The organism is Streptomyces sp. NPDC001315 (genome assembly GCF_042896175.1).
GTDB lineage: Bacteria > Actinomycetota > Actinomycetes > Streptomycetales > Streptomycetaceae > Streptomyces.
Genome location: NZ_JBIAWZ010000020.1, coordinates 118,247 through 126,296 on the forward strand (window position 1 = coordinate 118,247; position 8,050 = coordinate 126,296).

Here is an 8,050-nt window from a genome sequence, read left to right on the forward strand (position 1 = left end):
CGGGCTGTCGCGGGCCCTGCTGCCCAGGTGACGTTCCTGTCGGCGGAGCCGGCTTGCCGGAACTCCGACCCTGAACGCTATCCGAACAGGCGTCGCTGGATCTCCCGCCGGTAGTCCTCGAGCGTCCTGTCGAGATGTGCCGCCGTAGCCTGGGCCGCCTCGTCGGGCCGGCCGTCGCGAATGGCCCGGTAGATCGCCTCGTGCTCCACGACCGCGGACTCGGTTCCTTCACCGAGCGAGTCGTGGATCCCGATCGCGCTGGACTGCCACTGCAGTCGGCGCGCGTCACGCACGGCGCTGACGAGGAAGGTGTTGTGCGAGGCCGCGGCCACGGCCATGTGGAAGTCGTCGTCCGCCTTGTTGAACACGCCGACCTGACCGTGGACGAACCCGTGCCGACACTGCTGCATGGCCACCTCGATGGTCCGCAGCTCCGCGGGCGTGGCACGGGTGGCGGCCAGACTGCTCGCGGCCGTCTCCTGAACCCTGCGGAACTCGAACAGCATGAGCACGTGATCGAGGTCGACGGGGCGGAAGAAGCCGCCCCAGCGGCTGGTGATGAGCAGGCCCTCGTCGTCGGCGACGAACAGTCCGCGCCCCTTGTGCGCCCGGACCCGGCCGAGCGCCGAGAGGATCTTCACGGCCTCCCGCACCACCGCCCTGCTGGTGTTCAGCCTCTGGGCCAGATCGTTCTCCGTGGGCAACCGATCGCCTGCCACCAGACGGGCCTCGGCGATGAACTCGAGGATCCGCTCCGCCACGACCTCGTAGCCGGGCCGGTACTCACGCCGCTCGTCCGCGCTGTTCACCGCTGCCGCCGCAACGGGAGGTGCCTGCGTCGGCAAGGCCTCCTGGGCCGCGGGCGTGTCGTTCATCTGTACTGCCTCCTGGCTGACGCAACTGGGGCGGCTGATCGCTGTGGAGCATCGCTCATCCTAGCTCAAGCATCGATGAGTCGTACTTATCGAGTGGATAGATTCACGCCGCAGAGCAGGGGCCCTCACTGTTGCAGAGAGCGATTTATTGGGCACTTCCCGCCTCACATGGCGTCATCACACGCAAATTGCCGGAGAAGAAGGCTGCGCAAACCCTTGACGGAACCCTCGATAGGGCGGCTAATTTCTTCCGCGACGGCAAGCAAAACGGCTGTCTGCGGTCCCTGACGCCCGACCGGTTCGGCCTGGCGTCGCCCTGTCCTCGCGCCACCTGCCCGTCTGCTCGGGGCGCCCTGTGAAACCAGTGGAGTCGCACATGACCGTCAACAAGCCTTCGTCCGGCCGGAAGAAGGTATCCAGCAAGAGGCGTGCGGCGTTGCTGGCCGGCTGCGCGGCCACCGCGGCGCTGACCCTGACTGCCTGCGGTGGCGGCGCCACGGGTACGACGAACAAGGACGGCTTCGGTCAGGCGCCGCAGAAGGACGGTGCGTTGACCGTCTGGGTGGACGCGACCCGTGTGGAGGCCGCGAAGCTGTACCAGAAGCAGCACCCGGACGTGAAGCTGAACATCGTCACCTACGACGGCGACGCCAATGGCTCGAACTACCTCCAGACCAAGGTCCAGTTGTTCAACCGCACCGGCAAGGGCTGGCCGGACGTCGTGTTCAGCTCCCAGAACAACGAGGTGACCTGGGCGGTCGACGCGGGCTTCGCCGCTCCGCTCAACAAGGGCCTGATCCCCTCGGCGTCCTTGGAGAAGTTCGCGAGCGGGGCCAACGACGTCTGCACGGTGAGCGGCACCCTCTACTGTCTGCGCAACGACCTCTCCCAGGTGGTGCTGTGGTACAACGCGCCGTTGATGAAGAAGTTCGGCTACCAGGTTCCGACGACCTGGGAGGAGTACCAGACGGTCGGCGAGAAGGTGGCCAAGGAGCACCCGGGCTACCTCGTGGGCGACGCCGGCGACTCCTTCACCCCTGAGATCTACCTGTGGGCGAGCAAGTGCGGCGCCAACCACATCACCGGCCCGAAGGCCGTGTCGGTGAACACCTCCAGCGAGGCCTGCACCAAGATGGCCGGCCTCATGGACGTGCTGATCAAGAACAAGTCCATGTCCATCAGCGGGATCTTCAGCACCGACTTCGGCAAGAACAAGGCCGACAAGGTCCTGCTCATGCCGGGTCCGGCCTGGTATGGCGGCGCGCTGTTCGAGGGCACCTTCAAGACTCCGGCCAAGCAGATGGCGGCCGCACCCATTCCCCAGTGGCAGGGGGAGACCTCGCCGTCCACCGGTAACGTCGGCGGCGGCACCTGGCTGCTGTCCCAGCACTCCGCGCACATCAAGGCCGCCACCGACTTCCTGAAGTGGGTCACCACCGACAACGCCTACCAGGGCGAGAAGGCGCCGGGCTTCCCCGCGTACGCGCCGGCGGCCGAGACGTGGCTGAAGGGACAGGACGCCTCCGGCTACTTCGCCAGCGACCTGAGCGCCCTCAAGGCCGCGTCCTCCCAGGTCTGGCCGGGCTGGGGCTCTGGTCAGTTCAGCCAGGAGACGATCTGGGCCGCCACCGTCAAGCCCGGCCTGACCCAGGGCAAGAGCGTCGTCTCAATGCTGCCGGCCTGGCAGGACTCCATCGTCAAGTACGCCAAGTCCAACGGATACAAGGTCTCCCAGTGACCCTCACCCACTCCCCGGCCGGCTCTGCCACCCGGCGCCGTCGCGGCGCCGGCCGGCAGAGCCGGGCCGGCATGGCCTTCGTCGCCGCCTACGTGGTCCTGCTGGTCGCCTTCGGCGTCCTTCCGACCGCTTACGCGGTCTACTTCGCCTTCACCGACGCCGGGGGCACGGTCACCGGCTTCTCCAACTTCGTCACCACGGCGCAGGACTTCCGCTTCATGGACTCCGTGAGCCATGTCGCCGTCTACCTCGTCTTCTGGCTCCTGTCCCTGGTGGTGTTCGTGGTGGCCCTGGCGCTGCTGCTGCACCGCCTGGCCTCGGGTTCCGCCAGCAAGGCGCTGCGTTTCCTCTACTACATCCCGGGAGCGCTCGCCGGCGCCGCGAGTGTGCTGGTGTGGCTGTTCATGCTCGACCCGACCGTCAGCCCGGTCAGTTCGCTGCTGGGCGCGCTGGGGTACCACACCTTCGGCGAGGTGATCGCGCCCGGTAACCTGCCCCTGCTGTTCACGGTCATCGCGTTCTGGACCGGCGCGGGGGGCTGGATCGTCGTCATGTACGGCGCACTCAACAACATCCCCACGGACGTGATGGAAGCCGCGCGCATCGATGGCGCGGGCGCCTGGCAGACCGCCTGGCACGTGCAGATCCCGATGCTCCGCAAGTGGATCGTGTACATGGTGATCCTGGCGTTCGCGGGCGGCGCCCAGCTCTTCGTAGAGCCGCAGTTGCTGTCCCTCGCCAGTGTGGGCGTGGCCGGACGCGACTACTCGCTCAACCAGTTGACGTACGACTTCGCCTTCCAGATGAACAACATCAACGGGGCCGCCGCGGTCTCGGTGGAGCTCCTGGTCGTCAGTGTGTCGGCCGCCGCCGTCTTCGTCGCACGGTCGGGGTTCTTCGATGCCGACTGAAACCCCTGTCAGTCGAGTCGCCGCCATGGCGAGCTCGGAACGGGAAGCACCCCTCATGAGCCGATCTCACCACCAGCCGCCGCACCGCCGGCCCGTACGGCACCTGGCCCCCCGGCTGCTGACCGGATCCGTACTGGTCGCGTTCCTCGCCTTCTTCGTGCTGCCGGTGCTCTGGCTCGTCCTCGCGGCGACCAAGACCGACCAGCAGTTGGTCCACGACAACCCGCTGTCCTTCGGCTCCTTCCACGCGCTGAAGGCCAACTGGGACGCGCTCACGGCGTTCCAGGACAACGCCGTCATGCAGTGGCTCGGCAACTCCGCGCTCTACGCGGTGATCTCGCTGGTCATCACCCTCGCTGTCGCCATTCCCGCGGGATACGCCCTGGCCATGACCGAGTTCCGCGGCCGGCACAGCCTGCTGGTCGCGACGCTGGTCGTGATGCTCATGCCGAACGCCACACTGGTGGTGCCGTTGTTCCTGGAGATCAACGCGGTGCACCTGATCGGCACGATGTGGTCGATCATCCTGCCGTACTCGTTCTACCCGTTCGGCGTGTACCTGACCTACATCTACTTCACCACCGCCGTACCGAAGGACCTGCTGGCGGCGGCACGGATGGACGGCTGCTCGGAGTTCCGCGTCTTCTGGCACATCGCGCTGCCGCTGGCGACCCCGGTCATCGCGCTCGTGGGCTTCTTCAGCTTCGTCGCCAACTGGACCAACTACTTCCTGCCGTACGTCCTGCTCCCCGAGAGCAGCCAGATGCCCATCCAGGTGGGGGTCGGAACCCTGCTCAGCAACGTGCCGTCCTTCAATCCGGCCGTCGGCACCCTCGCGATCGAGCGGCCGCAGTTGGCTCTGGCGACGCTCGTGGCCATCACGCCCGTGCTGATCGTCTTCCTCTTCGCACAGCGCTTCCTGGTCAGCGGGATGCTCGCCGGCGCCACCAAGGAATAGCGGCCGTCCCGACCGCCCGGCCGTCGTCCCCGGCGTGCGCCGTCCCGCCGCCCGCCCCGAACGGAGATCTCCCATGCCCTTCAGCTCTGCCGGCCGCACCACGGCCGAGGACACCCCCGGCGACGGCCCGCTCCCGCCACCCGAGATCGAGGCGGGGGTGCCGCTGCTCGAACCGCCCGGCTGGGCCGTGGCCCAGCGGTCCCTGTTCGATCTCCTCGACCACGCCTGGCGGCGCTTCGCCCACGACTTCACCGGTCCGGACGGACGGCTGAACTACTCCGGCCCGCTGACCACCCGTGACGGTGTGGACGACTTCTACGAGGTGTTCTTCAACTGGCCCCAGCTCTACCTCCTCGGCGGCGCCGACGATCTGCTGCCCGCCAGTGAGAAGCACTGGGAGGGCGTGACCCGGCAGCTCACCGAACTGGGCATGCTGCACGACGAGTTCGAGCGCGGCTACGACTGGTTTCACCAGGGCGAGAGTCTGCTCCTGCTCTATTTCCTCAGCATGGCCGCCCCCGACCGCTGGGCCGAACGCGCCCTGCACTTCGCCGAGTTGTACGTCGACCCGGCCAAGGGCAACTACGACCCCGAGCACCGCGTCATCACCCGCCCGCACAACGGCAGCGACCCCGACCGCACGGGCCTGTTCGACGGCGACGTCTATCCCTGGCTGCAGAAGGAAGCGGAGACGTACGGCTTCCCGCTCGACTGGATCCCCGAGGCCGACGGCGGCCCCTACCCGCTCTCCGCGGACCCGCGTCTCGGCGACCAGATGCGGGACCGGATGGGGGTAGGCGACACCGCGGTGAACCTCGCCGCGGCCGGGCTGGTCCTCAACGCCTGGATCCTGTCCGGCGAGGACCGCTACCGCGACTGGATCGTCGAGTACGTCGGCGCGTGGCGGAAGCGCACCGAGGCGAACGGCGGTCTCGTCCCGGACAACGCCGGCCCTGACGGCGTCGTCGGCAGCCTGCTGGAGGGCCGCTGGTACGGCGGCCACTACGGCTGGTCCTGGCCGCACGGCTGGCACAGCGTCGGCCACGCGGCCTGTGTGGCGGCGCTGGCGGCGGCCACGGTCACCGGGGACGACGACTACCTTTCCATGGTCGCGACCTCACTCGACACCCTCATCGACCACGCCAAGGTGATGCCCCACACCGAGGCGGACTCCAGCCTCCCCTCCAAGTGGGCTGTCGAACTCGGCCCCGACATCCACACACCCACGCCCCACCTCCCCTTCCGGCACAAGGACTCGGGCTGGTTCGACTACAACCCGGCCACCGCGCCGGTCCCGGTGGCCCTGTGGCACCACACGGCCTCCGACGCCGACCGCGCCCGGCTGGAGGGACTGCGTGACGCCGACGGCATCGACTGGCGCACCGTGCGGCCGTTCCGCGCCAAGGAGGAGTCCGGGCACGAGAAGGCGTGGTTCGCCTTCCTCGCCGGCGACGACCCCGGCTACCCGGAACGGATCCTCGCCACCGCCCAGGCCCAGGTCCGCCACCGCCTGCGCCGCATCGAGCGCTACCGCGACCTGGACGTGCCCGAGGCCGACATCCATGTGTGGCAGCAGTGCAACCCCGTGGCCACCGAGGCCCTCGTCCAGCTCACCTGGGGTGGCCCTCAGGTGCTGTACAACGGCGGCCTTCAGCAGGCCCGGCTGCGCTACCACGACGCCGAGGCCCGCCGTGCCGGCCTGCCGCCGGACGTGGCCGCACTGGTCACCTCCATCGACCCCGAGGCAACCACCGTCGAGCTGGTGAACCTCTCCCCCGAGTCCACACGCACGGTGATCGTCCAGGCGGGCGCCTTCGCCGAGCACACCATCACCGCCGTCCGGTACACGACCTGCACGGACGACGGCTGGATCGGGGACATGTACGACTACGGCCACACCGAGCCCGTCGTCACCGAGACGGAGCAGGTCTGCGACAGCGCCTTCCTGACGGTCCGGCTGCCCGCGTCCACCCGCATCAAGCTCGCCTTGCGCCTCCAACTGCGTACCAACGCACCCAGCTACCGCACACCGTTCGCCACCTCGGCCGGCCGGCCCACCCCGGGCACGGAGGGAGAAACCGCATGAAGCGCATCGCCCAGACCATCAGGCTCCGACCCGACCACCGCGAGGAGTACCTCGAACTCCACTCGGCCGTCTGGCCCGGCGTCGAAGCCGCACTGCACCGGTCGAACATCCGCAACTTCAGCATCTTCCTCCACGGCGATGTGCTGTTCGCCTACCTCGAGTACCACGGCGACGACTTCGAAGCCGACATGGCGGTCCTCGAAGCCGACCCCGAGACCCAGGAGTGGTGGAAACTCACCGACCCCTGCCAGGAGCCCTGGCCCGACCGGGGCGACTCCCGCCAGTGGTCGGAGCTCCCCGAGATCTGGCATCTGAGCCCGCCAGGTGACACCACCAGCGTCTGACGCACCTCGCCCCAGTCCACTTGGCCCAACCCGAAGTGGACCGACCCGACTTGGACCACCAGTGACGCCCACCACCGCCCCACTCATCGACGCCCACCACCACCTGTGGGACCTCGACCAGCGTCCGCAGCCCTGGCTCGACGACCCCGCTCTGGCAACGATCCGCCGCACCTTCACCCCCGACGACCTGCGTACCACCGCGACCCAGCCCATCGCGGGCCGCCGTCTGCACAGCACGGTGGCCGTGCAGTGCGTGCCGGACGTGCCCGAGACGGAAGACCTGCTCGCGCTCGCGGAGCGGGAGCCGCTGATCGAGGCCGTGGTCGGCTGGGCGGACCTGACGTCCCCGGGTATCGGCGACCTGCTCGACGGGTTGCTCGCCGGGCCGGGCGGTACGTATTTGCGGTCCCTGCGTCATCTCGTGCAGGGCGAGACAGATCCGCACTGGCTCCAACACCCCGATGTCGAACGCGGGTTGGCGGCGGTCCGGGACCGCGGGCTCTGCTACGACGTGCTCGTCCGCAGCCACCAGCTCGACCAGGCGATCCGGCTGGCCGAGCGGTTTGCGGACCTGCCCCAGGTGCTCGACCACGCCGGCAAGCCGTCGATCGCCGACGGCGAACTGGCCGAATGGGAAGGCCAGTTGCGCATGCTGGCCGCACACCCGAACGTGCTCTGCAAGGTGTCGGGGCTGATCACCGAGGCGGACCACGAGAGGTGGACCGTCGACGACATCCGCCCGGTGTGGGACGTCCTGCTCTCCGCCTTCGGCCCCGACCGGCTGATGTTCGGCTCCGATTGGCCGGTCGCGAACCTCGCGGGCGGCTGGAACCGCTGGGCCGCCACCGTGGACGAACTGCTCGACGGCTGTACCGACACCGAGATCCACGCGATGCTCGCCGGCACCGCGACCGCCTTCTACCGTCTCCCCTCCGTGGCAGAAGAAGCCGACGTCGCCGCGCGCAGCTTCTGACCGTCACGCCCACCCCGGCGTACGCACCCGTGGCGCGCGCCGACGAACCGCGCTGGACACCCATACACGTCTGCTGACCATTGGTGTTCGCGCTGAAGGGACCCTGAGTCCGCGATGACACTTGCTGTCCGTTATGTTTCCGCCCGTACTCTGGACACGGCTCCC

At 68.6% G+C, this 8,050-nt stretch carries 7 protein-coding genes; 6 read left to right on the top strand and 1 reads right to left on the bottom strand.

Annotated elements, in window-relative coordinates; genetic code table 11:
• Positions 1 to 77 precede the first annotated feature (77 nt).
• Positions 78 to 875: a FadR/GntR family transcriptional regulator gene (locus tag ACFY16_RS35100; RefSeq protein WP_390651277.1), complete on the bottom strand. Its 798-nt coding sequence runs from the start codon at positions 873 to 875 to the stop codon at positions 78 to 80.
• A gap of 376 nt (positions 876 to 1,251) precedes the next feature.
• Between ACFY16_RS35100 and ACFY16_RS35105 the strand changes: the two genes are divergently transcribed.
• The 6 genes from ACFY16_RS35105 to ACFY16_RS35130 all read left to right on the top strand — a co-directional run bounded on the left by ACFY16_RS35105 (position 1,252) and on the right by ACFY16_RS35130 (position 7,885).
• The gene (locus ACFY16_RS35105; protein ID WP_390651278.1) at positions 1,252 to 2,613 is read left to right on the top strand and encodes an ABC transporter substrate-binding protein; all 1,362 of its coding nucleotides are present in this window, start codon (positions 1,252 to 1,254) and stop codon (positions 2,611 to 2,613) included.
• Positions 2,610 to 3,524 carry a carbohydrate ABC transporter permease gene (locus ACFY16_RS35110; RefSeq protein ID WP_390651279.1) on the top strand — a complete coding sequence of 305 codons (915 nt, stop codon included), beginning with the start codon at positions 2,610 to 2,612 and terminating at the stop codon, positions 3,522 to 3,524. The genes ACFY16_RS35105 and ACFY16_RS35110 overlap by 4 nt, the downstream gene beginning before the upstream one ends.
• Positions 3,525 to 3,579: 55 nt before the next feature.
• Positions 3,580 to 4,482: a carbohydrate ABC transporter permease gene (locus ACFY16_RS35115; RefSeq protein WP_390651280.1), complete on the top strand. Its 903-nt coding sequence runs from the start codon at positions 3,580 to 3,582 to the stop codon at positions 4,480 to 4,482.
• Between the two features lie 73 nt (positions 4,483 to 4,555).
• The gene (locus ACFY16_RS35120; RefSeq protein WP_390651281.1) at positions 4,556 to 6,568 is read left to right on the top strand and encodes a hypothetical protein; all 2,013 of its coding nucleotides are present in this window, start codon (positions 4,556 to 4,558) and stop codon (positions 6,566 to 6,568) included.
• Positions 6,565 to 6,912, top strand: a complete 348-nt coding sequence (locus ACFY16_RS35125) for an L-rhamnose mutarotase (protein WP_390651282.1) — start codon at positions 6,565 to 6,567, stop codon at positions 6,910 to 6,912. Before ACFY16_RS35120 ends, ACFY16_RS35125 begins: the two co-directional genes overlap by 4 nt.
• A 61-nt stretch (positions 6,913 to 6,973) precedes the next feature.
• On the top strand, positions 6,974 to 7,885 hold the full coding sequence (locus tag ACFY16_RS35130) for an amidohydrolase family protein (protein WP_390651283.1): 912 nt from the start codon (positions 6,974 to 6,976) through the stop codon (positions 7,883 to 7,885).
• The last annotated feature ends 165 nt before the right edge of the window (positions 7,886 to 8,050 follow it).